We start from the raw sequence: 25982 nt of genomic DNA, 5'->3' as shown, positions 1-25982 counted from the left end.
ATGACGCGTATGGGTAAAAATTAAAGGGACTTTATTATATGCAGCCTTATCCTTTGCGATCTTGCCGACTCTTTTTGCTCAACAGCATTACGCTGGCATTATGCTCATTTTTGCACCCAGCGAGTGCTGAAGATGAATTCAATTTGCATATTCTGGAACTCGGTACACCGTTAGAGAATACGTCAACACTGGAAACCTTTTTGCAAAATAATGGGTTACAACCAGGGACTTATTTGACTGAAGTTATGTGGGATTATGATCGCATTGATAAGCGAAATATTACTTACGTACTATCACAGGATAAGACGCAGTTACTCCCGCAGTTCAGCAAAGGGGATCTCAGAGAGCTGGGGGTGAAGGTCGATAGCCTTCCCGGCTTGAAATCATTGGCTGATACGGCTCCAGTTGGCGACATCGCCCAGTACATATCGGGAGCAAAGTTTGATTTTCAACTCGATAGCCAAACTCTTTTCATTCGGATCCCGCAAATTTATCGCGACCAGCAAGTCGCTGGCGCTATCCCTATTAAAGACTGGGACGATGGCATTCCTGCGGCATGGAGCAGCTATTACATTAGCGGTAACCGCCAGCAAGTAAATGGCGAGAACGATAACTCGAACTGGGCAAGCCTTAATTCCGGTCTAAATCTTGGCGCCTGGCGGCTTCGTAATTCAAGTACCTACAGCAATTCGGATGGCTGGGATGCGATCAGCACCACGCTGGAGCGGGATATTAAATTTCTGCAAAGCCAGCTTGAAATCGGCCAGACATATACCAACGGCGAACTGTTTGACAGCGTACAGATGACAGGAGTGAAGCTGGAAACCGATACCAGCATGTTACCCAATAGCTTACAAGGGTTTGCGCCTGTTGTACGCGGAATTGCCAATAGCGATGCAAAAGTAACGATTAAGCAAAATGGCTACACGATATATCAGACTTATGTCTCCAGCGGCCCCTTTGAAATCAGAGATCTCAGTCAGGTAACAGCAGGGTCAGATTTACAAGTTACCGTTAAAGAAGCTGATGGAAGCGAGCATTCGTTTATTCAGGCAAGTGCTTCGGTACCCATCTTACAGCGTGAAGGTGCGCTGAAATATAGCCTTGCTGGTGGAAAATACCGCGATAGCGATAACGGCGAGGAACCTGGGTTTGGTCAGGCGACGGTAATCTACGGCATGCCTCATGGCATTACGCTGTATGGCGGAGCGCTCGAAGCATCAATTTATCGTGCCGGTCTGGTCGGGGCGGGGGCCGATCTCGGTGAGCTTGGTTCTGTGTCTGTAGATGTTACTGCGGCCAGAACTCAGTTTGACGACGGGCGTGGTAATGCCAATGGTTTATCCTGGCGCGCACAATATTCCAAAGACTTTTCTGCAACAGATACCACGGTGACGCTGGCCAGTTACCGTTATTCCACTTCTGGTTTTTATACCTTCCAGGAAGCACTCGATCAACGTGATAGAGGCGAAGATGATGGAATTTACAATTACCGTAAAACAAACAATCGTCGTAGCCGTTTACAGTTGAGTATGTCGCAATCATTGGGCTCTGTAGGGTCTGTGTATATCAATGGTTATCAACAAGATTACTGGGATATGAGTGGGCATGAACGCAGTGCCAGTATGGGGTTCAGCTCCAGTTGGCAGGACATCACCTGGTCCGTGAACTATAGCCTGACAAAAACACCAAACAGCGATAATGACCAGCAGGTTGCATTTTCCGTCAATATTCCTTTGTCACGTTGGCTGTCAAACAGTTGGGCGACCTACAACCTAAACAGCGCTAAAAATGGCAATACCGTGCATCAGGTTGGGATTGGCGGGACTGCGCTGGAAGATAACAACTTAAGTTATAACCTGCAGCAAAGCTATACCGATCACGATACTGGATATGGTGCGAGCATGACGGGGCGTTATCGTGGCTCATACGGTGAAATTGGGGCGAACTATAGCTATGCCAAAGATAGCAAACAGTGGAACTACAGCGCGCAAGGATCCGTCGTCGCACATCCTTATGGTATTACGCTGGGGCAATCTGTCCAGGATGCTTTTGCTATTGTCCATATTGACGAGGGAGCAGATGTTAAGGTCCAGAATATGCAAGGTATTTACACTGACTACTGGGGAAATGCGGTCGTACCATATCTAACTAATTATCGTCGTAATACCGTCACGGTGAACAGCGGGGAACGCGACGATCTGGATATCGAAAAACCGGCCAAAGATGTCGTACCTACGAAAGGGGCAGTTGTCGCAGCTAATTTCTCTGCCCGCCAGGGTATTCGCGCCTTATTAACACTTCACCATGGATCGAGTTTTGTGCCTTTCGGCGCGGTACTGTCAATTGAGGGGGGCTCCTCAATAGTCGGAGATGGTGGCGAAGTTTATCTGACCGGTTTGAAAGGTAATGTACCGTTTAAAGTACAGTGGGGTAGTGCTCCAGAACAGCGCTGTGAAGGAAATGCGCAGATCCCAGACGATATCGAGTCCTCTATTTACCAGGCTGCGGTTGAGTGTCGATAGTGTAAAGGGAAAACATAAAATGGACTGTGGGAATATGAATAATTATATGATTTTTAGATTGATTCTATGTTGCGGTCTATTGTTCGCACAGCAATCAGTTCAGGCATCCTGCAAAATTGAGAATGATGCGTCGCCGTCAACCTCTACGTTCAATATGCCGTCGTTTACGGTAAATGCGGACGCCGCTCCAGGTACGATCATTGCAACCCAGGAAGTGACTGGCGATCTTATTAAAGTCGTGGACTGTACAGATAGTGGCGATATCTATACAGGTTATACCGTATTCACGAGTAGCGATGCCCGCACGGATAATCCCCTTAGCCGTGTTTATCAAACAAATGTTCCGGGAATAGGTTTTCGGGTTGCCTGGTCTAAAGATAGCTCTTCCGCCCTAACAGAAGGATCGCTGGTTACCCCTATGCATCTAGGGACGGCAAAAACAACCCACTTAAGTGACTATAGTATTCAATCACGTGCGAGAGCTGAATTTGTCGTCACTGGTGTTGTGCAGTCAGGGGTTATTGACGTCAACATGCTCAATGCGGACTGGATTTATGATTCGCAGGTTATTGCTCAAATTCGCTTTGCGCCAATAGCGATTAACGTTACTGCTAACACCTGCAATTTGGTTGAAAAAAATATCACAGTGCCGCTTAAGAGAATCATGACTAGCGATATTGTGGACGGTTATTCCGATGTTGTATCTGATGATAGTTTCAAGATTCAGCTGGAACAGTGTGTCGCGGGCATCAAACTTGATTATAAATTCACCACTGCCGGTTCAACTGGCGTGAGTGGCAATAGCGACATCCTGGAGATCGCCAGTGGTAATGACGCGGCCGAAGGGGTCGGATTACAAATTCTCGACAGCAACAATAATGTGCTGAAATTTGATCAAGATTACAACGCGGTAGCGCAAACAACCGATAGGCAGTCTGTCACTATCCCTTTGAAAGTAAGATATGTACAAACAGGAACTGTAAAAGCGGGAAAGGTTGACTCTGTTGCGACATTTAACGTTTTTTACCGCTAGCCAAAAATAGCCTGTGTATTTGCAGGCTTTTCTTTTCAACATTCCAGCCTAATTTATTAACCCTTTCTTTTCATCTGGTTATTTCTTAACCCCTCAGTTTTAGTAGGGACGCGTATTGCTTGCTATCTCGCCAGAGTTTCGAATATTATGCTGCCGTTATAATAATAATTCTCGTTTACGTTATCATTCACTTTCATCAGAGAAATACCAATGGCGCGTCTTAAAACTGCTCAGCCAAGTTCATCGCTGCGTAAAATCGCAGTAGTGGTAGCCACAGCGGTTAGCGGCATGTCTGTCTATGCACAGGCGGCGGTTGACCCGAAAGAAGAAACCATCACCGTAACTGCTGCACCTGCCGCACAAGAAAGCGCATGGGGACCGTCCCCAACCATCGCTGCGAAGCGGTCTGCCACTGCAACCAAGACCGATACGCCTATCGAAAAGACCCCGCAATCTGTTTCGGTAGTGACGCGTGAAGAGATGGACACCAAACAGCCCGCGACGGTGAAAGAAGCGATTGCTTACACGCCGGGTGTTTTTGCCACGCGTGGTAGTTCAACTACCTATGATGTGGTGACAATTCGAGGTTTCACTGCGCCAACCACCGTCAATACCAACCAGTATCTTGATGGGATGAAACTTCAGGGAAATAACTACTCTGAAGTATCAATGGACCCATATTTTCTGGAACGCGTAGAAGTCATGCGTGGGCCAACATCTGTATTGTACGGTAACAGTAACCCTGGCGGCATTGTAAGCATGGTAAGCAAGCGTCCGACCACTGAACCTCTGAAAGAAATTCAGTTCAAAATGGGGACTAACAACCTCTGGCAAACCGGTTTCGATTTCAGCGATGCTATTGATGATGACGGTGTGTGGTCATACCGTTTAACGGGATTAGGCAACAGCCAGAATTCTCAACAGGAAATGTCAAAATCAACGCGTTACGCTGTTGCGCCTGCGTTTAGCTGGCGTCCTGATGATAAAACAGATTTCACCTTCCTTAGTAACTTCCAAAACGATCCGTATGCGGGTTATTACGGTTGGTTGCCGCGTGAAGGTACGCTTGTCCCTTACTACGATGCGAACGGTAATCCGCACAAGTTGCCAACTGATTTCAATGAAGGCGAAGACGATAACAAGATGGCGCGTCGTCAGAAAATGGTAGGCTACAACTTCTCGCATGCCTTGAACGATACCTTCACTGTGCGCCAGAATCTGCGATATGACCGAGTGAAAACACTCTACCGTTCCGTGTATGGCTACGGCTACATTGCCCCTGGCAAAATTAATCGCCAGTATGTGCGTTCTGACGAAGATCTCAGTGCATTCACTGTCGACACCCAGCTTCAGTCTGCTTTTGCCACCGGCGATGTGGAACATACTCTGCTGACAGGTGTTGATTATTCGCGCATGCGTAACGACGTGAATGCACTTTATGGCTCCGCAGATCCACTGGATATGAATAACCCGCAGTACGGTAATCCGAATATTGATGTCAGCGGACCGTATGCGAAGTACGCCGTGCTGAACCGTATGGAGCAGACCGGACTTTACGCCCAGGACCAGATGGAATGGGATAAGTGGGTGCTGACGCTGGGTGGTCGTTATGATTACGCAACAACCTCTACGTTGACTCGCTCCAGTAATACTCTGGCCGAAGTTAACGATCAACAGTTTACCTGGCGCGGTGGTGTTAACTACCTGTTTGATAATGGAATTTCACCATACTTCAGCTATAGCGAATCTTTCGAACCGACATCAGGTTCAACGAAAGAAGGAAAACCGTTTGATCCGTCACGCGGTAAGCAGTACGAAGCTGGCGTGAAATATGTGCCGAAGGATATGCCTGTCGTGCTGACAGCTGCGGTTTATCAGCTGACGAAAGACAAAAATCTGACCGCAGACCCGAACGATCCAACTGGGCTGTACAGCGTTCAGAGCGGCGAAATTCGTTCTCGTGGTGTTGAGCTGGAGGCTAAAGCTGCGGTCAATGCCAACGTTAACATTACGGCGGCATACAGCTATACGGATGCGGAATATACCGAGGACACCATCTTCAAAGGCAAGCGTCCGGCAGAAGTACCTCGTAATCAGGCTTCTTTATGGACCGATTATACGTTCTATGAAACGGCACTTAGCGGTTTGACTCTTGGCGCAGGGGTGCGTTACACCGGTTCAACGGTGAGTTACTACAAAAACGATGCGGCGAAGAAGAACGACTCCTTTAACGTTGGTGGCTATACTGTTGCCGACGCGATGGTGAAATACGATCTGGCTCGTTTCGGCATGGCGGGTTCGTCTGTTGCGGTGAACGTTAACAACCTGTTTAATCGCGAATACGTTTCCAGTTGCTACAGCGAATACGCATGTTACTGGGGCGCAGAACGTCAGGTCGTTGCAACTGCAACCTTCCGTTTCTAATTTCTCTTTGGGCACGCTTTGCGTGCCCGTTTTACAAGTTGGCTGCTATGCAGGAAAACAGATCCCATCCCGACACCACTTTTGCGTTGCGTAATGTCTCCTTTCGTGTGCCTGGCCGCACGCTTTTGCATCCTCTCTCATTAACTTTTCCTGTAGGGAAAGTGACTGGTCTTATCGGCCACAACGGTTCCGGTAAATCGACATTATTGAAAATGCTGGGACGTCATCAGCCGCCGTCAGAAGGTGAAATCCTGCTCGACGAACAGCCGCTGGAGAGCTGGAGTAGCAAAGCGTTTGCCCGCAAGGTCGCCTATCTGCCGCAACAGCTGCCGCAGGCAGAAGGGATGACCGTACGCGAACTGGTGGCGATTGGTCGTTATCCGTGGCACGGGGCGTTGGGGCGTTTTGGCGTTGCCGACAGAGAGAAGGTAGAAGAAGCAATTTCGCTGGTCGGTTTAAAGCCGCTGGCGCACCGTCTGGTCGATAGCCTGTCCGGTGGGGAACGCCAACGCGCGTGGATTGCCATGCTGGTGGCACAGGACAGCCGCTGTCTGCTGCTTGATGAACCGACTTCCGCGCTGGATATCGCCCATCAGGTTGACGTGCTGGCGCTGGTGCACCGCTTAAGCCAGCAGCGCGGGCTGACGGTGGTTGCGGTGCTGCATGATATCAATATGGCGGCCCGTTACTGCGATTACCTCGTTGCGCTGCGCGGTGGTGAGATGATTTCTCAAGGAACGCCTGCTGAACTGATGCGCAGTGAAACTCTGGAACAAATTTACGGTATCCCGATGGGCATTTTGCCGCATCCGGCAGGTGCCGCACCCGTGAGTTTTGTCTATTAATGATCGGATTACATCATATTACCCGTCGGCGGCTGCTTACGGCGATGGCGCTGTCGCCTCTGCTGTGGCGGATGAATACGGCGCACGCCGCGGCGGTTGATCCCCAGCGCATTGTAGCGCTGGAATGGCTGCCTGTAGAGCTGCTGCTGGCGCTGGGTATTACGCCGTATGGCATCGCAGATATCCCTAACTACAAGCTGTGGGTCAGTGAGCCTCCTCTGCCGGACTCGGTAATTGATGTCGGGCTACGTACGGAACCCAATCTCGAACTGCTGACCGAAATGAAGCCCTCGTTTCTGCTCTGGTCGGCAGGTTACGGTCCTTCTCCTGAAAAGCTGGCGCGGATTGCACCTGGCCGGGGATTTAACTTCAGCGATGGCAAAAAGCCGCTGGTCGTTGCGCAACAGTCGCTGCAGGAAATGGCGCAATTGTTCAATCTGCAAGCCTCTGCTGAACGCCATTTGACTGAGTACGATCGTTATATCGCCAGCCTGAAACCGCGCTTTATGCAACGCGGCGCGCGTCCCGTGCTCCTGACATCCTTGCTTGATTCGCGACATATGCTGGTGTTTGGCTCAAACAGCCTGTTCCAGGACGTACTGGACGAATATGGGATCCCTAACGCCTGGCAGGGAGAAACAAACTTCTGGGGCAGCACTGCCGTGAGTATTGACCGTCTGGCTGCTTATAAGGATGTCGATGTATTGTGCTTTGATCACGGCAACGATAAAGAGATGGCTGCGCTGATGTCTACGCCATTATGGCAGGCGATGCCGTTTGTCCGTGGCGGACGTTTTCAACGTGTGCCTGCCGTTTGGTTCTACGGCGCAACGCTATCGGCCATGCATTTTGCCCGTATTCTGGATAATGCGTTGGGAGGCAAAGCGTGAGCAGGAAACTTGAAATGCCGGATGGCGGCGCGAAAAGCGCTTTATCCGACCTACGGTTTGGGCGCTTTGTAGGCCGGATAAGGCGAAGCCGCCATCCGGCGTTGCTGTTGTTGGTGCTGTTTGTTGCTGCCTGCTGGCTGACATGGGTTAACTTCTCCGTTGCGCTACCGCGCAGTCAGTGGCAACAGGCTATCTGGTCACCGGATATCGACATCATTGAGCAGATGGTTTTTCACTATAGCCTGCTGCCGAGGCTGGCGATATCGCTACTGGTCGGCGCCGGGCTGGGTCTGGTCGGCGTGTTGTTTCAGCAGGTGTTGCGTAACCCTCTGGCGGAGCCAACCACGCTGGGCGTTGCGACTGGTGCGCAGTTGGGCATTACGGTTACCACGCTGTGGGCTATTCCTGGTGCGCTGACCACGCAATTTGCGGCGCTGGCGGGAGCATGTGTCGTTGGGGCGCTGGTGTTTGGCGTTGCCTGGGGCAAGCGTCTTTCTCCGGTGACGTTAATCCTTGCCGGGCTGGTGGTCAGCCTGTACTGCGGGGCGATTAACCAGTTGATGGTTATCTTCCATCACGATCAGCTGCAAAGCATGTTTTTATGGAGCAGCGGCACGTTAACGCAAACCGACTGGAGCGGCGTACAGCGTCTGTGGCCGCAGCTGTTGGGCGGTGTGATGCTGACTCTGTTGTTATTACGCCCAATGACGCTGATGGGACTGGATGACGGCGTGGCGCGCAACCTCGGTCTGGCGCTGTCGCTGGCACGTCTGGCGGCGTTATCGCTGGCCATTGTCATCAGCGCCTTACTGGTTAACGCAGTTGGGATTATCGGCTTTATTGGCCTGTTTGCACCGCTGCTGGCGAAAATGCTCGGTGCGCGTCGTTTGCTGGCACGTCTGGTACTGGCCCCGCTGATTGGTGCGTTGATCCTCTGGCTCTCCGACCAAATCATTCTGTGGCTGACCCGCGTATGGATGGAAGTCTCCACCGGTTCAGTGACGGCGTTGATTGGCGCACCGTTGCTACTGTGGTTGTTGCCGCGCTTGAGGAGTATGAGCGCCCCGGATATGAACGCCAGTAATCGCATCGCCGCTGAGCGTCAGAATGTGCTGATGTTTGCGCTGGCGGGTGGCGTAATCTTGCTGCTAACCCTCGTGGTGGCGCTGTCGTTTGGCCGCGACGCACATGGCTGGACATGGGCCAGCGGCGCGATGCTGGATGAGCTGATGCCCTGGCGCTGGCCTCGCATTCTGGCGGCCCTGATTGCCGGGGTGATGCTGGCGGTAGCGGGCTGTATTATTCAACGTCTGACGGGCAACCCGATGGCCAGCCCGGAAGTGCTGGGCATTAGCTCCGGTGCGGCATTTGGCGTGGTGCTCATGCTGTTTTTGGTCCCCGGAAATGCTTTTGGCTGGCTGCTGCCTGCCGGAAGCCTCGGGGCCGCGGCTACTCTGCTTATCATTATGATTGCTGCCGGGCGCGGTGGTTTTTCACCGCACCGTATGCTGTTGGCCGGCATGGCGCTCAGTACGGCCTTTACTATGCTGCTGATGATGCTGCAGGCCAGCGGCGATCCGCGCATGGCGGGCGTGTTGACCTGGATTTCCGGTTCAACCTATAACGCGAGCGGAGAGCAAGTACTGCGTACCGGGATTGTGATGGTGATTCTGCTGGCGATGACGCCTCTGTGCCGCCGTTGGCTAACAATTTTACCGCTCGGCGGCGATACGGCGCGGGCTGTCGGTATGGCTATCACGCCATCACGCGTGGGGTTACTGCTGCTGGCGGCAGGGCTGACGGCGACAGCCACCATGACAATTGGACCGTTGAGCTTTGTCGGGCTGATGGCTCCGCATATTGCCCGTATGATGGGTTTTCGTCGGGCGATGCCGCATATGCTGATTTCGGCGCTGGCGGGTGGCGTGTTGCTGGTCTTTGCTGACTGGTGCGGCAGGATGGTGCTGTTTCCGTATCAGATCCCGGCGGGATTATTGTCGACGTTTATTGGTGCGCCGTACTTTATCTATCTGCTGAGAAAGCAGAGTCGCTGAGGCTGACCCCTTTCATGTAGGCCGGATAAGACGCTTTGCGTCGACATCCGGCAATAAAAAAGGTTCATCGCATTTTACCGGGGAACGCTGCTTTGATTTTCAGGAAGAAGCAGGTGTTATCTCTGTATCGATAAGTCATTGCTATTTCAGTAGCGCGCCGCTGCTGCCCCCTGAACAGGGTGACTAATTTCAGCATATCCAGGCTCGAAACGTTGATGATAAATTGCGACATGAACTATCCAATAATAAAAATTATCGGATTCGGGCATTATGCTTTTTAAATATTAAGGTGTAGATGTCGCATTTTTGATACTTCTCGTAAATCAATTTTTATTTAATAATAAGTTTTCATTATAGAATTTTGATAATAAAATATTATTTTTTCTATTAAAGTAATAAAAACAATTCTATTAAAATAAATTAATTGCCACGAGTAAACAAAAAAAATGTAACTTAGCATTTTTTGTTTTTTTTTTATGGAATTTATACCCATAATAAATGTTATGCGTCATTAATATACATTCAGTACTGTGATTCAGATCTTTTTTTATTCATTTTGACATGTTTATTGTTTTTTTTGCTCTTCCATTCTGCTTGCTTTGTTTGTTTTTTGAACAGTAAAAAATAATTGTTATTTAATTCTGATAATCCTTTAAATAAAAACACTTGTCTTTGGGCTTTTAATGGAAAATACTTCACTGAGCTTAAGTGATGTTATTTATTAACGTGTTGTTTGCTTCTTTTGAATGTTGCGTCGGAAATTTTATAACTCGTCATATAATATATATCTACTAATATAAACATGGGGTATTGAGTATAACTTCATGTGAATAGCGTAAAAATACTCACCAACTTTTAATAAGGATGAAAAATGAATACAGCTGTAAAAGCTGCGGTTACTGCCGCACTGGTTATGGGGGTTTCCAGCTTTGCCAATGCTGCGGGCAGTAATACTGGTACGGTTACTTTTACCGGTACGATTGAAGATTCTCCGTGTTCAATCGTTGTCGGTGATGAACACCAGACCGTCAACCTGGGTCATATCGGTACCGGTTCTCTGATGGGCGGTAAAGAATCTTCAAAAGTCGATTTCCATATTGGTCTGGAAAACTGCGCGTTCACCACTGAGAAAGAAGCATCTACCGTTTTCTCTGCGATCGGTAACGAATCCAGCGCTAATCCGGGCAACGTTGCGTTGATGCGTATCGGCGGCGGCGAAATGGCGGGTTCCAGCATTGTCATCGGTAACCACCTGGGTTCCGCGATCAAACTGGGCGACGCTTACAGCGAAAACTTGACGATGAATGGCAGCGTAGCCGCAGCGAAACAGACTTTGAACTTCAAAGCCTGGGTGAAAGGCGATTCAGCGGCACCTTCTATTGAGACCGGCGAATTTAGCAGTACTGTAAACTTCACGATCAGCTATCTGTAAGTGAAATGCCATCCTGCGGCAATCTGCCGCAGGATAATGATTAAAATAAAAATGGATTATATTTTTCAGGGATAGATTGTCTGATGGCTCACTATAAAAAATTTCGTCTGAGCACGCTTGCGTCTGTGGTGGGTATTATTCTGGCTGTTGGCCCGGATAATAGTTATGCGGAAGCGCCCATTCAATTTAATACCCGGTTTCTTGATGTTAAAGATGACGCTAGTTTGGATCTTTCCCGTTTTTCCCGTAAGGGCTACATTATGCCGGGGAGTTATAATCTCCAGGTGTTGGTCAATCAGAGTCAAATTGCCCAAGATAATATTATTACGTATTCCGTTGATAATGGCGATCCTGACAATACTTATCCCTGTTTATCACCTGAACTGGTGTCGCTGCTGGGGTTAAAACCCGAAATAGCGGAAAAAATGAGTTGGATAAATGCTGGGCAGTGTTTGCAAATGGGACAACTGGAAGGGATGGAAACCCAAACTGATTTAAGCCAGTCAACGCTGACGGTGATTATTCCGCAGGCGTATCTGGAATACAGCGATGAAGAGTGGGACCCGCCTTCCCGCTGGGACGAGGGGATTCCCGGCGTGTTATTTGACTACAATATTAACAGCCAGTGGCGACATGCTGAACATGATGACGGCGATGAATATGACATCAGCGGCAATGGTACGGTGGGTGCCAACCTCGGCGCGTGGCGTCTGCGCGCGGACTGGCAGTCTAATTACCGTCACGAAAATGACAGCGAAGATAAAGACAACTTTGGCTCTAGCTCAGAACAGAATTGGGACTGGAACCGTTATTACGCCTACAGGGCTATCCCGCAACTTCAGGCGCAGCTAACGCAGGGCGAAGGATCGCTGGAATCCGATATTTTCGACGGCTTTAACTATGTTGGCGGTAGCCTTATTACCGACGATCAGATGTTACCGCCTAATCTGCGCGGCTACGCCCCGGATATATCCGGCGTGGCGCGCACCAACGCCAAAGTCACCGTGACTCAGCGCGGGCGGGTGATTTATGAGTCGCAGGTCCCGGCGGGGCCGTTTCGCATTCAGGATATTAATGAAACGGTATCCGGCGATCTACACGTCAAAATTGAAGAACAAAGCGGTCAGGTGCAGGAATATGATGTCAGCACCGCCTCCATTCCGTTTCTGACCCGCCCCGGCCAGGTGCGCTACAAGTTGGCAGCCGGGCGACCGCAGGACTGGGATCACAATATGGAAGGCGGCTTTTTCACTTCAGCCGAAACCTCCTGGGGGATCGCTAATGGCTGGTCGCTGTACGGCGGTGCCATTGGTGAGCAGGATTATCAGGCGCTGGCGTTAGGACTGGGGCGCGATCTGGCGCTGCTGGGCGCGTTTTCCGTCGATGTCACCCATTCCCGTGCGACGCTGCCAGAGGGTAGCGCCTACGGCGACGGCACCATTCAGGGTAACTCGTTCCGTGCCAGCTACGCTAAAGATTTTGATGATATAGACAGCCGTCTGACGTTTGCTGGCTATCGCTTTTCCGAAGAAAACTACATGACGATGGACGAGTTTATCGATACGCATAATGACGATAACGATCGTCAGCGTACCGGCCATGATAAAGAGATGTATACCCTGACGTACAGCCAGAACTTTTCGACAATAAATGTCAACGCCTATATCAACTACACCCATCGTACCTACTGGAATCAACCCAACCAGGGCAGCTATAACATGACGCTGTCGCACTATTTCTATGTCGGTGAGGTGCGCGGGATCAGTTTGTCGGTGAACGGTTTTCGCAATGAATATGATGATGAGCGAGATGACGGCGTGTACGTTTCGCTAAGTATTCCGTGGGACAACAACCGCACACTGAGCTACAACGGTTCTTTTAGCGATGACAACAACAGTAATCAGGTCGGCTATTACGAGCGCATTGACGATCGCAATAACTACCAGATCAACGCTGGCCGCGCGGATAACGGCGCGACTCTCGACGGCTACTACCGTCATCAAGCGAGCTATGCCGACATTGACGTCAGTGCGAACTATCAGGAAGGCGACTATACCTCCGGCGGGCTGAACATCCAGGGCGGCGCGACGCTGACTGCTAAAGGCGGGGCACTGCACCGCACCAGCGTCAACGGCGGCTCGCGGCTGATGGTGGATGTCGGCGATGAAGCGAACGTACCCATCTCCGGCTACAGCACGCCGGTATATACCAACGCGTTTGGTAAAGCCGTCATTGTCGACGTCAACGACTACTACCGCAATCAGGTGAAAATCGACATTACCCAGTTGCCGGAAGACGCGGAAGCAACCCTCTCCATTGCTCAGGCGACCCTGACGGAAGGGGCGATCGGTTATCGCCGCATGGAGGTGCTCAGCGGTAAAAAAGCCATGGCCAGTATCCGCTTGCGCGATGGCGGCACGCCGCCCTTCGGCGCGGAGGTTTACAACAGTCGCCAGCAACAGTTAGGGATCGTAGGTGAAGACGGCAGCGTTTATCTGATCGGCATTAACCCTAGCGAGCGGTTGCAGGTGACATGGGAAGGTAAAACGCAGTGTGAAGCGGCGTTGCCCGATCCTCTGCCGGGTGATCTGTTTAGCGGCCTGCTGCTGCCGTGCATCGGCGACGCTTCATCACCTATGGCAACGCAGCCCGAAGAGAAACCATTACTCCAGCTTCATACGCAGCGGCTGACGTCTTCAACGCAACCCGAAGCGCTCTCTTCTCGTTATCCAACACATTGATTCAGGAAATCGCATTCATGATGCCATTAAAACGTTATAACCTGGCCGCTGTTTTGCTGCTTTTGCTGGGCGGCTACGGTAGCGCTCAGGCCGCCATCGCGCCCGATCGCACCCGCCTGGTGTTTCGCGGCGAAGATAAATCGATAAGCGTCGATCTGAAAAACGCCAACAGCAAACTGCCCTATCTGGCGCAGTCCTGGGTGGAAGATGAGAAGGGCGCCAAAATCACATCGCCTTTAATCGTCGTCCCGCCGGTCCAGCGCATTGAGCCGTCGGGAATCGGACAGGTCAAAATTCAGGGGATGCCGGCACTGGCGTCGCTCCCCCAGGATCGGGAGACCCTTTTTTATTACAACGTGCGTGAAATTCCGCCGCAAAGCGACAAGCCCAATACGCTGCAAATTGCCTTGCAAACGCGCATCAAAGTTTTTTACCGCCCGCAGGCGCTATCGAAAATCGATATGCAGCATCCCTGGCAATACAAGATCACCCTTCAGCGTCAGGGCAATGGCTATCAGGTGAGCAATCCGACCGGTTACTACGTGGTGTTAAGCAACGCCAGCAGCCGCATGGACGGCGCACCGGCCAGAGGTTTTAGCCCAATGGTGATTGCACCAAAAAGCAACGTGACGCTGGGAGGGGAAGCCAGTGAATTAGGTCGCTCGCCTGTGCTGACTTACGTCAACGATTATGGCGCGCGGTTACCGCTGATTTTTAACTGTACTGACAACAGTTGTGCGGTAGATGAAGCAAAAAGCAGAAAGTCGTAACCGACAAGGAGACGCAAGATGAGGCAATGGCGGTTACGGCTGGGCACGGTAACGTGTGCGGCCATGCTGAGTGCGGTCAGTATGCCGCTGGCAGCGGAAAGTAAGACGGTCAACATGACGTTGACGATACTCGTTAATGCCGCGCCGCCCTGTACTGTGACCGGCGGTGAGGTGGAATTTGGCAATGTGTTGACGACGAAAGTGGATGGGGTGAATTACCGGCAGGCGGTGGGCTATCGCCTGAGCTGTAACGGCAGAGTGAGCGATTACCTGAAGTTACAGATTCAGGGAAATGCTGTGGCTATCAATGGCGAGTCGGTGTTGCAAACCGATGTTGATGGATTGGGAATCCGTCTGCAAACCGCCACGGATGGCGCGCTGATTTCACCCGGCAATACGCAATGGTTGTCATTTCAATATAGCGGTGGCAGCGGTCCGGCCATTGAGGCAATTCCCGTCAAAAATAATGGCGTAACGTTAACAGGTGGCGCGTTTAACGCAGGCGCTACGCTGGTGGTGGATTACCAATGAAAAAAATGGCTTTGATAGTGTTAATAAGCAGCAGTTTTGCCGCGCAGTCGGCTGAGAACCTTAAGTTTCACGGTACGTTAATATCACCGCCGAATTGTACGATTAACAATGATCAGACGATCGATGTTGAGTTCGGTAACATGCTGATTAATAAAATAGATGGTACGCGTTATGCGCAGAATGTTCCGTATGAGATCACCTGTGATTCAACGGTGCGCGATGAGGCGATGGCGATGACCCTGACGCTAAGCGGTTCCGTGAGTGATTTTAATCAGGCGGCGGTAAACACCAGCGTGGCGGGACTGGGGATTGAACTCAGGCAGAACGACCAACCCTTTACGTTGGGGTCCACCATTAAGGTGAATGAACAATCGATACCTGTTCTGAAAGCCATACCGGTTAAAAAGAGCGGTGCTTCGCTGACAGAAGGCGGCTTCGATGCGACGGCAACATTACAGGTGGATTATCAGTAATGGCTAAAAGACAGGCGTTATTACACGGCGCGACCTGCATTCTCTGTGGGGCGCTGATATTGCCGGTCTCAGCGGCAGATAACCTGCATTTTTCCGGTAGCCTGCTGGCCAGTCCTTGCACGCTCACGATGCAGGGGACGGGGATTGCCGAAGTCGATTTTTCGTCGCTTGACAGTTCTGATTTCACTCCCGATGGCCAGTCTGCTCGTAAGCCTTTAGTGTTTGAACTCACGGATTGCGATTCGGCGCTGAGTAACGGGGTGCAGGTGAATTTCACTGGAACCGAAGCGACCGGAATGCGCGGTATCCTGGCCATCGATAGCCATTCAGGCGCTTCCGGGATCGGGATTGGTATTGAAACGCTATCCGGCGTTCCCGTGGGCATGAACGATGAAGAGGGGGCGATATTCATGCTGGTGCCGGGGAATAACTCGCTAAGCCTGAATGCCTGGGTACAGCACCTTCCTGGCGAAGATCTGGTTCCGGGAACGTTCTTCGCAAGTGCACTGGTTACATTTGAGTATTTATGATGAAAATAATACGGACTTTATTTTTGCTGCTGATTGCCGTTTATGGCAGTTCGGTAGTGGCCAAACCCATGCTGAAAGCGACGTTTTCAAGTACCACGCTCTATTACGGCATAGGTCCTAGTTTAGCAGATAGATCGATTATACTGAATAGCACAGTGACCACGTCAGATGGTGTGTACTATGGTTCCTGGAAGTTCAGAGCATCAAGGAAAGGAGATACTGCGATCTTAATCTCATGGTCCGGACCAGAGCCCGCGCCAACAATAGTTATGCGGGATTTTGATAACACCGTTTCTCGCTCCCTTTGTAAAAATCTTCCTGCGGATTGGTATGGTTGTGGCTCTTTTATTGTGGATATTACGGTACAAAATGATAATTATAGTTGCCCGTGGCTGGCTGCCACTCATACAACTGCGACGGATCTTATTTATCCTGGCGTAACCTATAGTCCACCGGATACGCGCAGCTCAGTTTGCCCGAAAGTTCCCGTTGATACTTTTGATATCTCCTGGGATGCGAACGTTTCGAAACAGAAAACAACCCTCATGCTTGATGCCACCGGTGGTACGGTGAATCGCACGTTACATACCTATTTGATGGAGGGGGGGAAACTTTGCGATGGCAGCAAATTTGACGACCGTGGCGCTTATTGCCGTTTTGTCTCATCGGGGATTACGCTCAATGTGCTGGGCTGCGACCAGTCGAGCGTCACGACCAGCGCCGTTGATCATCCGATAACCGATGTTGAACTTCATGACATTAATGTGGCGGTGAACACCAGCAACATTGGCTCCGGGCAGTTCACGTCGACATGTAGCTTCCAGTATATTATTGATGAGCTTTAGGGTGTTTGGTGCGGTTCAGGCTAACCTGCGATGAACCAAAAAAACCGGGTGGCGGCTTCGCCTTACCCGGCCTACATTTCTGCACGTTCTCTTGTTTACAATTTCGCAAACACCCGGCGCGCGGCGTCGATGGTGTTATTGATATCGTCTTCACTGTGCGCCACGGACATAAAGCCCGCTTCGAACGCGGACGGCGCCAGATAAATTCCTTCATCCAGCATCATGTGGAAGAAGCGCTTGAAGCGTTCAACGTCGCATGCCATCACATCCTGATAGCAGGTTACGGTTTCTGCATCGGTGAAGAAAATCCCGAACATTCCGCCCACATGGTTAACCACCAGCGGAATATTCGCTTCTTCGGCAGCTTCCAACAGACCTTCCGCCAGACGCGTCGTCAGTTCGTTCAGCGTTTCATGAATACCCGGTTGGGCGACTTCGGTCAGACAGGCATAACCTGCCGCCATCGCGATCGGGTTACCGGAAAGTGTCCCCGCTTGGTAAACCGGACCGGTCGGCGCCAGTGCGTCCATCACATCGCGGCGACCGCCGAATGCGCCAACGGGCATCCCGCCACCGATGATTTTACCGAGGCAGGTCAGATCCGGCACGACGCCGTAATAATCCTGTGCTCCGGCCAGCGCTACGCGGAAACCGGTCATCACTTCATCGATGATCAACAGTGCGCCAAACTCATCGCACAGCGCACGCAGGCCCGGCAGGAATTCCGGCAGCGGTGGGATGCAGTTCATGTTGCCGGCAACCGGCTCAACGATGATGCACGCAATCTCCTGCGGATACTGTTCAAATGCCGCACGTACTGAAGCGAGATCGTTGTAGGTGCAGGTCAGGGTGTGTTTCGCGAAATCGGCCGGAACGCCTGGGGAGTTCGGCTGGCCCAGCGTTAATGCGCCTGAACCGGCCTTAACCAGCAGGCAGTCGGCATGGCCGTGGTAGCAGCCTTCAAATTTGATGATTTTATCGCGACCGGTGAAACCGCGCGCCAGACGGATTGCGCTCATTGTCGCTTCCGTACCGGAGTTCACCATGCGCACCATGTCCATGGTCGGCACTAATTCGGTGACCAGCTCCGCCATTTTCACTTCCATCTCGGTCGGTGCACCGAAGCTTAAACCGCGCTCCGCAGCTTCAATCACCGCATTACGGATTGCCGGGTGGTTGTGACCCAGTACCATCGGTCCCCAGGAACCGACGTAATCGACATAGGCTTTACCATCGACATCGTACAGATACGCGCCGTCCGCTTTTTCGATAAACAGCGGAGTACCACCCACGCCAGTAAAGGCGCGAACGGGGGAGTTGACGCCGCCTGGGATAAGTTCGCGTGCTGCGCTGTAGAGATTTTCAGACTTACTCATGGATGGGGTCCTGGTTCGTAGAAAAAGTAAATGCCCGCTATTCTAGTTATTCAGAGAAGGTTATGAAAGTTTTACGCATTTGAAACAATGCGATTTGCAGGGGATTTTCGCGAAATGTGCGAGTAGAATGCCGATTCCGTATTTGTATTACCAATTAATGATCATCTGATGAAGACAGACACTCCCTCTTTTGAAGCACAGCAAATTGTGCGTTTACGCCGCAGGGATCAAATTCGTCGTCTCCTGGAACGAGACAAAACGCCGTTGGCGATCCTGTTGATGGCTGCAGTAGTAGGTACTGTGACAGGGCTTGTTGGCGTGGCATTTGAGAAAGCGGTGACCTGGGTGCAGAATCAGCGCATTGGCACGCTGGCTCAGGTTGCGGACCATGACATTCTGCTGTGGCCGCTGGCGTTTATTCTCTCGGCGTTGCTGGCGATGGTCGGCTATTTCCTGGTGCGTAAATTTGCGCCGGAAGCCGGTGGTTCGGGGATCCCAGAGATTGAAGGTGCGCTGGAAGAGCTGCGACCTGTGCGTTGGTGGCGTGTCCTGCCGGTGAAATTTATCGGCGGCATGGGCACGCTGGGTGCTGGCATGGTGCTTGGGCGTGAAGGTCCGACCGTGCAGATTGGGGGTAACCTCGGGCGCATGGTGCTGGATATTTTCCGCATGCGTAGCGCCGAAGCGCGGCATACCTTATTGGCTACCGGTGCGGCTGCGGGCCTTTCGGCGGCGTTTAACGCTCCGCTGGCGGGGATCCTGTTCATCATTGAAGAGATGCGCCCGCAGTTTCGCTATAACCTTGTGTCGATCAAAGCCGTGTTTACCGGCGTTATTATGTCGAGCATTGTGTTTCGCGTGTTCAACGGCGAAGCGCCGATTATTGAAGTTGGGAAGCTCTCCAATGCGCCGGTAAATACGCTGTGGCTGTATCTCGTGCTCGGGCTTATTTTTGGCTGTGTCGGGCCATTGTTCAACACCATGGTGTTGCGCACCCAGGATATGTTCCAGCGCTTTCACGGCGGTGAAATTAAAAAATGGGTGCTGATGGGCGGCGCGATCGGCGGTCTGTGCGGGATCCTGGGATTAATTCAACCTGAAGCGGCAGGCGGTGGCTTTAACCTGATCCCGATTGCCGCAGCAGGCAATTTTAGCGTCGGTCTACTGCTGTTTATATTTATCACCCGGGTCGTCACCACGCTGCTGTGCTTCTCATCCGGCGCGCCCGGTGGGATCTTTGCCCCGATGCTGGCGTTGGGGACGTTGCTTGGTACGGCGTTCGGTATGGCTGCGGCGGCCTCTTTTCCGCAGTATCACCTGGAGGCCGGAACCTTTGCCATTGCCGGAATGGGGGCTTTGTTGGCTGCTTCGGTGCGTGCGCCGCTAACGGGTATTGTACTGGTGCTGGAGATGACCGATAACTATCAGCTCATTTTGCCAATGATTATTACCTGTCTTGGCGCAACACTATTAGCCCAATTTATGGGCGGAAAGCCGCTATACTCGACTATCCTTGCCCGCACGCTGGCAAAACAGGAAGCGGAGCAGGCGGCAAAAAGCCAGGGTACTGCCGCTGGCGAGAATACTTGAACGAAATACCAGGGTATTAGATAATGGCCCAAAATATTGGGTTGAAATTTACCCAATTGCCGATGTCGTTTGGAGCAAAATATGAGTGATGACGTAGCGCTGCCACTGCAATTTACTGAAGCAGCAGCCAATAAAGTTAAAAGCCTGATCGCTGACGAAGATAACCCGAATCTGAAATTACGCGTGTATATCACTGGCGGTGGTTGCAGCGGTTTCCAGTACGGTTTCACCTTTGATGATCAGGTCAATGAAGGTGATATGACCATCGAGAAACAAGGTGTTGGTCTGGTCGTTGATCCGATGAGTCTGCAATATCTGGTGGGCGGCGCGGTTGACTATACCGAAGGTCTGGAAGGTTCCCGCTTCGTTGTGACTAACCCGAATGCGAAAAGCACCTGCGGGTGTGGTTCTTCTTTCAGCATCTGATTGCTGTCTGTAATACTGATGGTCTGATGTTGTAGGCCCGGTAAGCGCAACGCCACCGGGCAATGTGCCGGATGGCGGCGTAAACGCCTTATCCGGCCTACATGTTCTGTATCGTCATATCAACGCCCGTTATCATCCAGCGCAAACGTCGGCAATTTCAGATGCCAGCGAATGGCGGCAAGCCGAATCAGCAGGGTGACAATCATCCCCATCATACTGGCGTTTTCCAGTGAAATATCAAAGGTATAAAACGCTGTCGCATGCACGATCCCGCCGATAATACAGGCTGTGGCGTAGATCTCGGTGCGCAAAATCATCGGGACTTCACGAGCTAACACATCGCGAATGATCCCACCACCAACGCCGGTAATCACCCCCATACAAATCGCCACCAGCGGCCCTGTTCCTGCGAGAAATGCCTTGTTGACCCCAATACCCACGAACACAGCCAGACCAACGGCATCCAGCACCGGAAGGATCCATTTCGGTATGCGTCTTGGTTGACGTACCAACAGGATCGTCAGCATGCTAGTGATCATCGCCACCACCAGATCGGTCGGATCCTTAACCCAAAAAACCGGTCCATTATCCAGCGCCATATCGCGGATCGTACCACCACCAACGGCGGTAACCACGCCGAGTACCAGGACGCCAAACGGATCCATACGTAATTTTCCGGCCAGTAATACGCCAGAGATTGCAAATACCGCGGTGCCGACAATATCAAGCCAATAGACGAGCATTTTTAAATCCTCACAACAGACCTGGTGGGGGCAGGCGCTAATTTATCTGTGAAAGCGCATTACAGAGTTGTTTTGCGGCGAGGATAATACGCGGGCTCGCGCGTTCGAACCAGTCACTATTAAGTGTAATAATGGGTATTTTTAGCTGGTTTCCCCAGTATTGCTCAATTTTCAGAGTTTCGCCCGGACCGCCTGTGGCAACAATAGCCTGGGGGGCTCGTGCCAGGACCTGCTCACGGCTAACCTGCGGCCAGGGAACCCGACTACCGGCAAAGATGTTTTCTCCGCCGCATACCTCAAGAACTTCGTGCTGAATAGAACCTTTTCCACTGGTAAACAGAGGATTGGCACCAAACTGGAGAAACACGCGTTTTTTCGGTTTGTTGGCATACTGAGATTTAAGTAAAGCATAGTCATCAAGCATGGTTTGCGCCGCCTGTTTAGCTTGTTCAGGCTTGGGGCTCCATGCTGCTAATTGGCGTAGCGCATCGGCAACCTGCTCAATGGTAACGGCATCCACCCAGATGACCTTAATTCCCAGAGAGGTCAGTTGATTCACCTGCCGCTCAGCATTTCCCCCGCGCCAGGCGACGACCAAATCAGGTTTCAGCGCCACAATACGTTCAAGATTCATCCCTTGCCAGGTTGAGACTTCCTCAATATTTTTGGCTTCTGGCGGGTAGTTTGAATAGCTGCTGACGCCAACGGGGGTAATGCCAGCGGCAAAAGCGAGTTCAGTATTGGCAGGAGAAAGCGTCACAACACGCGGCGCGGCGTAAAGGAACGCCGGGAGAGTGAAAAGCAGGGCGACCAGCGCCCTGGAGAGTAATTTAGCCATGCACCAGTTTCTGTACCAGCGTTTCAACCATCAGGCTTGACTGCTTCGCGGCAACCACCAGGAATTCGTCAAAGCTGAGATGGGACTGCTGATCGGCAACGTCAGAGATAGCGCGAACCACGACAAATGGCACGTTAAAGTTGTGGCAAACGTGCGCAATTGCGGTCGCTTCCATCTCAACGGCAATCGCCTGTGGGAAGTTATGCTTAATTTTAGCCAGCCCCACGGAACCGTTAATGAATGCGTCGCCGCTGACGATAAGTCCGCGAACGGCGTTCAGATTGAGTTCGGCGATGCAAGACTCTGCGGCAGCAATCAACGCAGGATCGGCTTTAAAACCAGCCGGGCATCCCGGTAGCTGACCAAATTCATAGCCAAAGGCAGTGACGTCGGCGTCGTGATAGCGCGCTTCGTCAGAAACTACGATATCCCCGACTTTCAGCGTAGAGGCCAGGCCACCCGCAGAACCGGTATTAATGATGGCGTCCGGCTTGCAGCGTTCAAGCAGCAGCGTAGCGCCCAGTGCCGCAGCCACTTTACCGATACCCGATTTCAGCAGCGCAACCTCTGTACCGTTCAGTTGGCCGGTGTAAATTTCACAACCGCCGAGCGCGATGGTCTGACGGTTTTCGATTTTGTCACGCAGCAGCGTAACTTCTTCTTCCATTGCACCAATGATGCCGATTTTCATAGATTTACTCGCGATAAGCCAGATTTGAGGGCATAGTCTATCATGCGCTTAAGGGGTAGCGCATTTCTCAGGCGGGAGAGGACATGGCACAGATCGATTTCCGAAAAAAAATAAACTGGCATCGTCGTTACCGTTCGCCGCAGGGCGTGAAGACTGAGTATGAGATCCTGCGTATTTTCGAAAGCGATCGCGGACGTATTATCAATTCACCGGCCATTCGCCGACTGCAACAAAAAACGCAGGTCTTTCCGCTGGAGCGTAATGCGGCAGTACGCACGCGCTTGACGCACTCGATGGAAGTTCAGCAGGTTGGGCGCTATATCGCGAAAGAGATCCTCAGCCGACTGAAAGAACTAAAGCTGCTGGAGCAGTATGGCCTGGATGAACTGACAGGGCCATTTGAGAGTATTGTCGAAATGTCCTGCCTGATGCATGACATTGGTAATCCGCCGTTTGGCCATTTTGGGGAGGCGGCAATTAATGACTGGTTTCGCCAGCGACTGTATCCCGCAGACGCAGAAAGTCAGCCCCTAAGTGATGACCGTTGCCAGGTGACGGCATTACGATTGCGTGAAGGCGAAGAGTCGCTGAATGATATTCGCCGCAAGGTGCGCCAGGACCTGTGCCATTTTGAAGGCAATGCGCAGGGTATTCGCCTTGTGCATACGTTGATGCGTATGAACCTTACCTGGGCGCAGGTTGGCGGTATTTTAAAATATACCCGTCCGGCGTGGTGGCGCGGCAGTGCACCCGAGACACACAACTATTTAATGAAGAAGCCGGGTTATTACCTTTCTGAAGAACCGTATATTGAGCGGTTGCGTAAAGAATTATCATTAGCGCCTTACAGTCGCTTTCCATTAACCTGGATTATGGAAGCTGCCGATGATATCTCTTATTGCGTGGCGGATCTGGAAGATGCCGTTGAGAAAAGAATCTTTAGCGTCGAGCAACTTTATCACCACCTGCATGAGGCGTGGGGGCAGCATGAAAAAGGTTCCCTGTTTAGCCAGGTTGTTGAAAACGCCTGGGAGAAGTCACGTTCAAATACATTAAGCCGGAGTACCGAAGATCAGTTCTTTATGTATTTACGCGTCAATACGCTGAATAAACTGGTGCCATATGCGGCCCAGCGGTTTATTGATAATTTGCCGCAGATTTATGAAGGCAGCTTTAATCATGCGCTGCTAGAAGATGCCAGTAGCTTCAGCCAGCTACTGGGTGTTTATAAAAATGTGGCGGTAAAACATGTGTTTAGCCATCCGGATGTTGAACAACTGGAACTACAGGGCTATCGGGTGATCAGCGGGTTGCTGGAGATCTATCAGCCGTTATTAAAAATGTCTCAGTCAGATTTTTCTGAACTGGTCGACAATGAAAGAGTAAAACGTTTTCCTATCGAGTCCCGTTTATTTCAGAAGTTGTCTACCCGCCATCGTCTTGCATATGTTGAGGCGGTTAGTAAAATATCGACGGGGTGCGCCGAGTATTCGGTTCTGGAATATTATTATCGCTGTCGGCTGATTCAGGATTATATCAGCGGAATGACAGATTTGTATGCCTGGGATGAATATCGTCGCTTGATGGCCGTAGAACAATAAATACTCATTTGTAAAGACGGACAATAAAATTTTACTTTTTCCTTAAACTTAATTCTGGAACTTAGCGCTATAAAACGACTCTGACGTATACAGCAATTTTGCGTTACCTGTTAATCGAGAACGAAACACATGAAAAAAACCACATTAGCAATGAGTGCACTGGCTCTGAGTTTAGGTTTGGCGTTGTCCCCCCTGTCTGCTACAGCGGCTGAGACGTCGTCTTCAGCAATGACCGCCCAACAGATGCCAAGCCTGGCCCCGATGCTCGAAAAAGTGATGCCATCGGTGGTAAGTATTAACGTCGAGGGGAGCACGACGGTAAATACGCCGCGCATGCCGCGTAATTTCCAGCAGTTCTTCGGTGATAATTCACCGTTCTGCCAGGACGGTTCTCCGTTCCAGAGTTCACCGTTCTGCCAGGGCGGCGCACCGGGCGCTGACAATGGCGGCGGCCAGCAGCAGAAATTTATGGCACTCGGTTCCGGCGTAATTATTGATGCCGCGAAAGGGTATGTCGTGACCAATAACCACGTGGTAGATAACGCCACGGTGATTAAAGTTCAGTTGAGCGATGGTCGTAAATTTGACGCGAAGATCGTGGGTAAAGATCCGCGCTCCGATATCGCGCTGATCCAAATTCAGGATCCGAAAAACCTGACGGCGATTAAGCTGGCAGATTCCGATGCGCTGCGCGTGGGTGATTACACCGTGGCAATTGGTAACCCGTTTGGCCTTGGTGAAACGGTGACTTCCGGTATTGTTTCTGCGCTGGGCCGTAGTGGCCTGAACGCGGAGAACTACGAAAACTTTATTCAGACGGATGCTGCGATCAACCGGGGTAACTCCGGTGGTGCGCTGGTCAACCTGAACGGTGAGCTGATCGGTATTAACACCGCGATCCTCGCACCGGACGGCGGTAACATCGGTATCGGTTTTGCGATCCCAAGCAACATGGTGAAAAACCTGACTTCGCAGATGGTTGAGTTTGGCCAGGTTAAACGCGGTGAGCTGGGTATTATGGGTACCGAGCTGAGCTCTGAGCTGGCGAAAGCGATGAAAGTTGACGCCCAGCGTGGCGCATTCGTCAGCCAGGTGATGCCGAACTCTTCCGCAGCGAAGGCGGGGATTAAAGCCGGGGATGTGATTACCTCCCTGAACGGCAAACCTATCAGCAGCTTCGCCGCCCTGCGTGCGCAGGTCGGTACGATGCCGGTTGGCAGCAAAATCACCCTGGGTCTGCTGCGTGACGGTAAGCCGGTCACCGTGAACCTGGAATTGCAGCAGAGCAGCCAGACTCAGGTTGACTCCAGCTCTATCTTTAAAGGCATCGAAGGTGCCGATATGAGCAACAAAGGCCAGGACAAAGGTGTCGTGGTAAGCGACGTGAAACCGAATTCTCCGGCTGCACAGATTGGCCTGAAGAAAGGGGATGTGATTATCGGCGCGAACCAGCAGCCGGTGAAAAACATCGCTGAACTGCGCAAAATCCTCGACAGCAAACCGGCTGTACTGGCGCTGAACATTCAGCGCGGTGACAGCTCCATCTATCTGTTGATGCAGTAATCTCCCTCACCCCTTCCTGCACAGGAAGGGGTTTCTTTTTGTGATACTTCCCACAACTCCA

The 25982-nt window shown here is 51.5% G+C and carries 22 protein-coding genes; 18 read left to right on the top strand and 4 right to left on the bottom strand.

The features are described 5' to 3' along the window. The first annotated feature begins 38 nt into the window (after positions 1–38). The 13 genes from OGX97_RS03935 (at position 39) to stfH (ending at position 17093) form a co-directional block, all read left to right on the top strand. Positions 39–2525 (top strand): fimbria/pilus outer membrane usher protein, encoded by a 2487-nt coding sequence (locus tag OGX97_RS03935; RefSeq protein ID WP_235125398.1) that lies wholly within the window; start codon positions 39–41, stop codon positions 2523–2525. Positions 2526–2559: 34 nt separating this feature from the next. Next, positions 2560–3558: a fimbrial protein gene (locus OGX97_RS03930; protein ID WP_235125395.1), complete on the top strand. Its 999-nt coding sequence runs from the start codon at positions 2560–2562 to the stop codon at positions 3556–3558. Positions 3559–3768: 210 nt separating this feature from the next. Next, the gene (fhuA, locus tag OGX97_RS03925) at positions 3769–5982 is read left to right on the top strand and encodes a ferrichrome porin FhuA (RefSeq protein ID WP_008786254.1); all 2214 of its coding nucleotides are present in this window, start codon (positions 3769–3771) and stop codon (positions 5980–5982) included. A 47-nt stretch (positions 5983–6029) separates the two neighbouring features. Continuing rightward, the gene (gene fhuC / locus OGX97_RS03920) at positions 6030–6827 is read left to right on the top strand and encodes a Fe3+-hydroxamate ABC transporter ATP-binding protein FhuC (protein WP_003829206.1); all 798 of its coding nucleotides are present in this window, start codon (positions 6030–6032) and stop codon (positions 6825–6827) included. Further along, a complete protein-coding gene (fhuD, locus tag OGX97_RS03915; RefSeq protein ID WP_235125393.1) occupies positions 6827–7717 on the top strand; it encodes a Fe(3+)-hydroxamate ABC transporter substrate-binding protein FhuD in 891 nt (296 codons plus the stop codon). Before fhuC ends, fhuD begins: the two co-directional genes overlap by 1 nt. Before the next feature lie 14 nt (positions 7718–7731). Further along, the gene (gene fhuB, locus OGX97_RS03910) at positions 7732–9771 is read left to right on the top strand and encodes a Fe(3+)-hydroxamate ABC transporter permease FhuB (protein ID WP_156183268.1); all 2040 of its coding nucleotides are present in this window, start codon (positions 7732–7734) and stop codon (positions 9769–9771) included. 871 nt (positions 9772–10642) lie between these two features. After that, positions 10643–11203 carry a fimbrial major subunit StfA gene (gene stfA, locus OGX97_RS03905; protein WP_186413712.1) on the top strand — a complete coding sequence of 187 codons (561 nt, stop codon included), beginning with the start codon at positions 10643–10645 and terminating at the stop codon, positions 11201–11203. Between the two features lie 83 nt (positions 11204–11286). Beyond that, entirely contained in the window at positions 11287–13944 is a 2658-nt protein-coding gene (locus OGX97_RS03900) for an outer membrane usher protein (protein ID WP_279850891.1), read from the top strand. Between the two features lie 17 nt (positions 13945–13961). Further along, entirely contained in the window at positions 13962–14714 is a 753-nt protein-coding gene (gene stfD / locus OGX97_RS03895; protein WP_208744682.1) for a fimbrial chaperone StfD, read from the top strand. Positions 14715–14732: 18 nt separating this feature from the next. Then, a complete protein-coding gene (locus OGX97_RS03890; protein ID WP_208744681.1) occupies positions 14733–15245 on the top strand; it encodes a fimbrial protein in 513 nt (170 codons plus the stop codon). Next, entirely contained in the window at positions 15242–15718 is a 477-nt protein-coding gene (gene stfF / locus OGX97_RS03885) for a fimbrial minor subunit StfF (protein WP_186413708.1), read from the top strand. The genes OGX97_RS03890 and stfF overlap by 4 nt, the downstream gene beginning before the upstream one ends. After that, the gene (locus tag OGX97_RS03880; protein ID WP_235125378.1) at positions 15718–16248 is read left to right on the top strand and encodes a fimbrial protein; all 531 of its coding nucleotides are present in this window, start codon (positions 15718–15720) and stop codon (positions 16246–16248) included. Before stfF ends, OGX97_RS03880 begins: the two co-directional genes overlap by 1 nt. Continuing rightward, a complete protein-coding gene (gene stfH, locus OGX97_RS03875; RefSeq protein WP_071446638.1) occupies positions 16248–17093 on the top strand; it encodes a fimbrial adhesin StfH in 846 nt (281 codons plus the stop codon). Before OGX97_RS03880 ends, stfH begins: the two co-directional genes overlap by 1 nt. A 95-nt stretch (positions 17094–17188) precedes the next feature. Here stfH and hemL read toward each other — a convergent pair whose 3' ends face one another. Further along, positions 17189–18469, bottom strand: coding sequence for a glutamate-1-semialdehyde 2,1-aminomutase (hemL, locus tag OGX97_RS03870; RefSeq protein ID WP_100271481.1), 1281 nt, complete (start codon positions 18467–18469; stop codon positions 17189–17191). A gap of 168 nt (positions 18470–18637) precedes the next feature. Here hemL and clcA point away from each other — a divergent pair, with 168 nt between their 5' ends. From clcA to erpA, 3 genes are read left to right on the top strand one after another with little or no spacing between them, the layout of a single operon-like run. Then, positions 18638–20059, top strand: a complete 1422-nt coding sequence (gene clcA / locus OGX97_RS03865; RefSeq protein ID WP_008786259.1) for a H(+)/Cl(-) exchange transporter ClcA — start codon at positions 18638–18640, stop codon at positions 20057–20059. Positions 20060–20082: 23 nt separating this feature from the next. After that, positions 20083–20148 (top strand): small protein YadW, encoded by a 66-nt coding sequence (gene yadW / locus OGX97_RS03860; RefSeq protein ID WP_122973801.1) that lies wholly within the window; start codon positions 20083–20085, stop codon positions 20146–20148. After that, positions 20141–20485 carry an iron-sulfur cluster insertion protein ErpA gene (gene erpA, locus OGX97_RS03855; RefSeq protein ID WP_008786260.1) on the top strand — a complete coding sequence of 115 codons (345 nt, stop codon included), beginning with the start codon at positions 20141–20143 and terminating at the stop codon, positions 20483–20485. The genes yadW and erpA overlap by 8 nt, the downstream gene beginning before the upstream one ends. Positions 20486–20604: 119 nt before the next feature. Here the strand turns inward: erpA and OGX97_RS03850 are convergent, their stop codons facing one another. The 3 genes from OGX97_RS03850 to mtnN are packed head-to-tail and all read right to left on the bottom strand — an operon-like array spanning position 20605 to position 22757. Next, positions 20605–21228 carry a TRIC cation channel family protein gene (locus OGX97_RS03850; RefSeq protein WP_191213379.1) on the bottom strand — a complete coding sequence of 208 codons (624 nt, stop codon included), beginning with the start codon at positions 21226–21228 and terminating at the stop codon, positions 20605–20607. Between the two features lie 37 nt (positions 21229–21265). After that, positions 21266–22066, bottom strand: a complete 801-nt coding sequence (btuF, locus tag OGX97_RS03845; RefSeq protein ID WP_003829197.1) for a vitamin B12 ABC transporter substrate-binding protein BtuF — start codon at positions 22064–22066, stop codon at positions 21266–21268. Next, entirely contained in the window at positions 22059–22757 is a 699-nt protein-coding gene (mtnN, locus tag OGX97_RS03840; RefSeq protein WP_279850890.1) for a 5'-methylthioadenosine/S-adenosylhomocysteine nucleosidase, read from the bottom strand. Before mtnN ends, btuF begins: the two co-directional genes overlap by 8 nt. 83 nt (positions 22758–22840) lie before the next feature. Between mtnN and dgt the strand changes: the two genes are divergently transcribed. Both dgt and degP read left to right on the top strand, forming a co-directional pair. After that, positions 22841–24358, top strand: coding sequence for a dGTPase (gene dgt / locus OGX97_RS03835; RefSeq protein WP_235125376.1), 1518 nt, complete (start codon positions 22841–22843; stop codon positions 24356–24358). Positions 24359–24487: 129 nt separating this feature from the next. Beyond that, positions 24488–25921 (top strand): serine endoprotease DegP, encoded by a 1434-nt coding sequence (degP, locus tag OGX97_RS03830; RefSeq protein ID WP_003829191.1) that lies wholly within the window; start codon positions 24488–24490, stop codon positions 25919–25921. Positions 25922–25982 lie beyond the last annotated feature (61 nt).

Source organism: Citrobacter sp. Cpo061 (assembly GCF_030332845.1).
GTDB classification, from domain to species: Bacteria; Pseudomonadota; Gammaproteobacteria; order Enterobacterales; family Enterobacteriaceae; genus Citrobacter; species Citrobacter portucalensis.
Note: the sequence above shows the minus strand (reverse complement) of the source record. Positions and strands in the feature narration are given on the sequence as shown.

Excerpts from the sequence above, each read along its gene's own strand:
- btuF (WP_003829197.1), bottom strand. The coding sequence starts at position 22,066 with ATGGCTAAATTACTCTCCAGGGCGCTGGTCGCCCTGCTTTTCACTCTC.
- OGX97_RS03880 (WP_235125378.1), top strand. The coding sequence starts at position 15,718 with ATGGCTAAAAGACAGGCGTTATTACACGGCGCGACCTGCATTCTCTGT.
- OGX97_RS03900 (WP_279850891.1), top strand. The coding sequence starts at position 11,287 with ATGGCTCACTATAAAAAATTTCGTCTGAGCACGCTTGCGTCTGTGGTG.
- hemL (WP_100271481.1), bottom strand. The coding sequence starts at position 18,469 with ATGAGTAAGTCTGAAAATCTCTACAGCGCAGCACGCGAACTTATCCCA.
- OGX97_RS03935 (WP_235125398.1), top strand. The coding sequence starts at position 39 with ATGCAGCCTTATCCTTTGCGATCTTGCCGACTCTTTTTGCTCAACAGC.
- mtnN (WP_279850890.1), bottom strand. The coding sequence starts at position 22,757 with ATGAAAATCGGCATCATTGGTGCAATGGAAGAAGAAGTTACGCTGCTG.
- degP (WP_003829191.1), top strand. The coding sequence starts at position 24,488 with ATGAAAAAAACCACATTAGCAATGAGTGCACTGGCTCTGAGTTTAGGT.
- OGX97_RS03850 (WP_191213379.1), bottom strand. The coding sequence starts at position 21,228 with ATGCTCGTCTATTGGCTTGATATTGTCGGCACCGCGGTATTTGCAATC.
- erpA (WP_008786260.1), top strand. The coding sequence starts at position 20,141 with ATGAGTGATGACGTAGCGCTGCCACTGCAATTTACTGAAGCAGCAGCC.
- dgt (WP_235125376.1), top strand. The coding sequence starts at position 22,841 with ATGGCACAGATCGATTTCCGAAAAAAAATAAACTGGCATCGTCGTTAC.
- clcA (WP_008786259.1), top strand. The coding sequence starts at position 18,638 with ATGAAGACAGACACTCCCTCTTTTGAAGCACAGCAAATTGTGCGTTTA.
- fhuA (WP_008786254.1), top strand. The coding sequence starts at position 3,769 with ATGGCGCGTCTTAAAACTGCTCAGCCAAGTTCATCGCTGCGTAAAATC.
- fhuD (WP_235125393.1), top strand. The coding sequence starts at position 6,827 with ATGATCGGATTACATCATATTACCCGTCGGCGGCTGCTTACGGCGATG.
- stfA (WP_186413712.1), top strand. The coding sequence starts at position 10,643 with ATGAATACAGCTGTAAAAGCTGCGGTTACTGCCGCACTGGTTATGGGG.
- fhuB (WP_156183268.1), top strand. The coding sequence starts at position 7,732 with ATGCCGGATGGCGGCGCGAAAAGCGCTTTATCCGACCTACGGTTTGGG.
- OGX97_RS03930 (WP_235125395.1), top strand. The coding sequence starts at position 2,560 with ATGAATAATTATATGATTTTTAGATTGATTCTATGTTGCGGTCTATTG.
- fhuC (WP_003829206.1), top strand. The coding sequence starts at position 6,030 with ATGCAGGAAAACAGATCCCATCCCGACACCACTTTTGCGTTGCGTAAT.
- stfH (WP_071446638.1), top strand. The coding sequence starts at position 16,248 with ATGAAAATAATACGGACTTTATTTTTGCTGCTGATTGCCGTTTATGGC.
- OGX97_RS03890 (WP_208744681.1), top strand. The coding sequence starts at position 14,733 with ATGAGGCAATGGCGGTTACGGCTGGGCACGGTAACGTGTGCGGCCATG.
- stfF (WP_186413708.1), top strand. The coding sequence starts at position 15,242 with ATGAAAAAAATGGCTTTGATAGTGTTAATAAGCAGCAGTTTTGCCGCG.
- stfD (WP_208744682.1), top strand. The coding sequence starts at position 13,962 with ATGATGCCATTAAAACGTTATAACCTGGCCGCTGTTTTGCTGCTTTTG.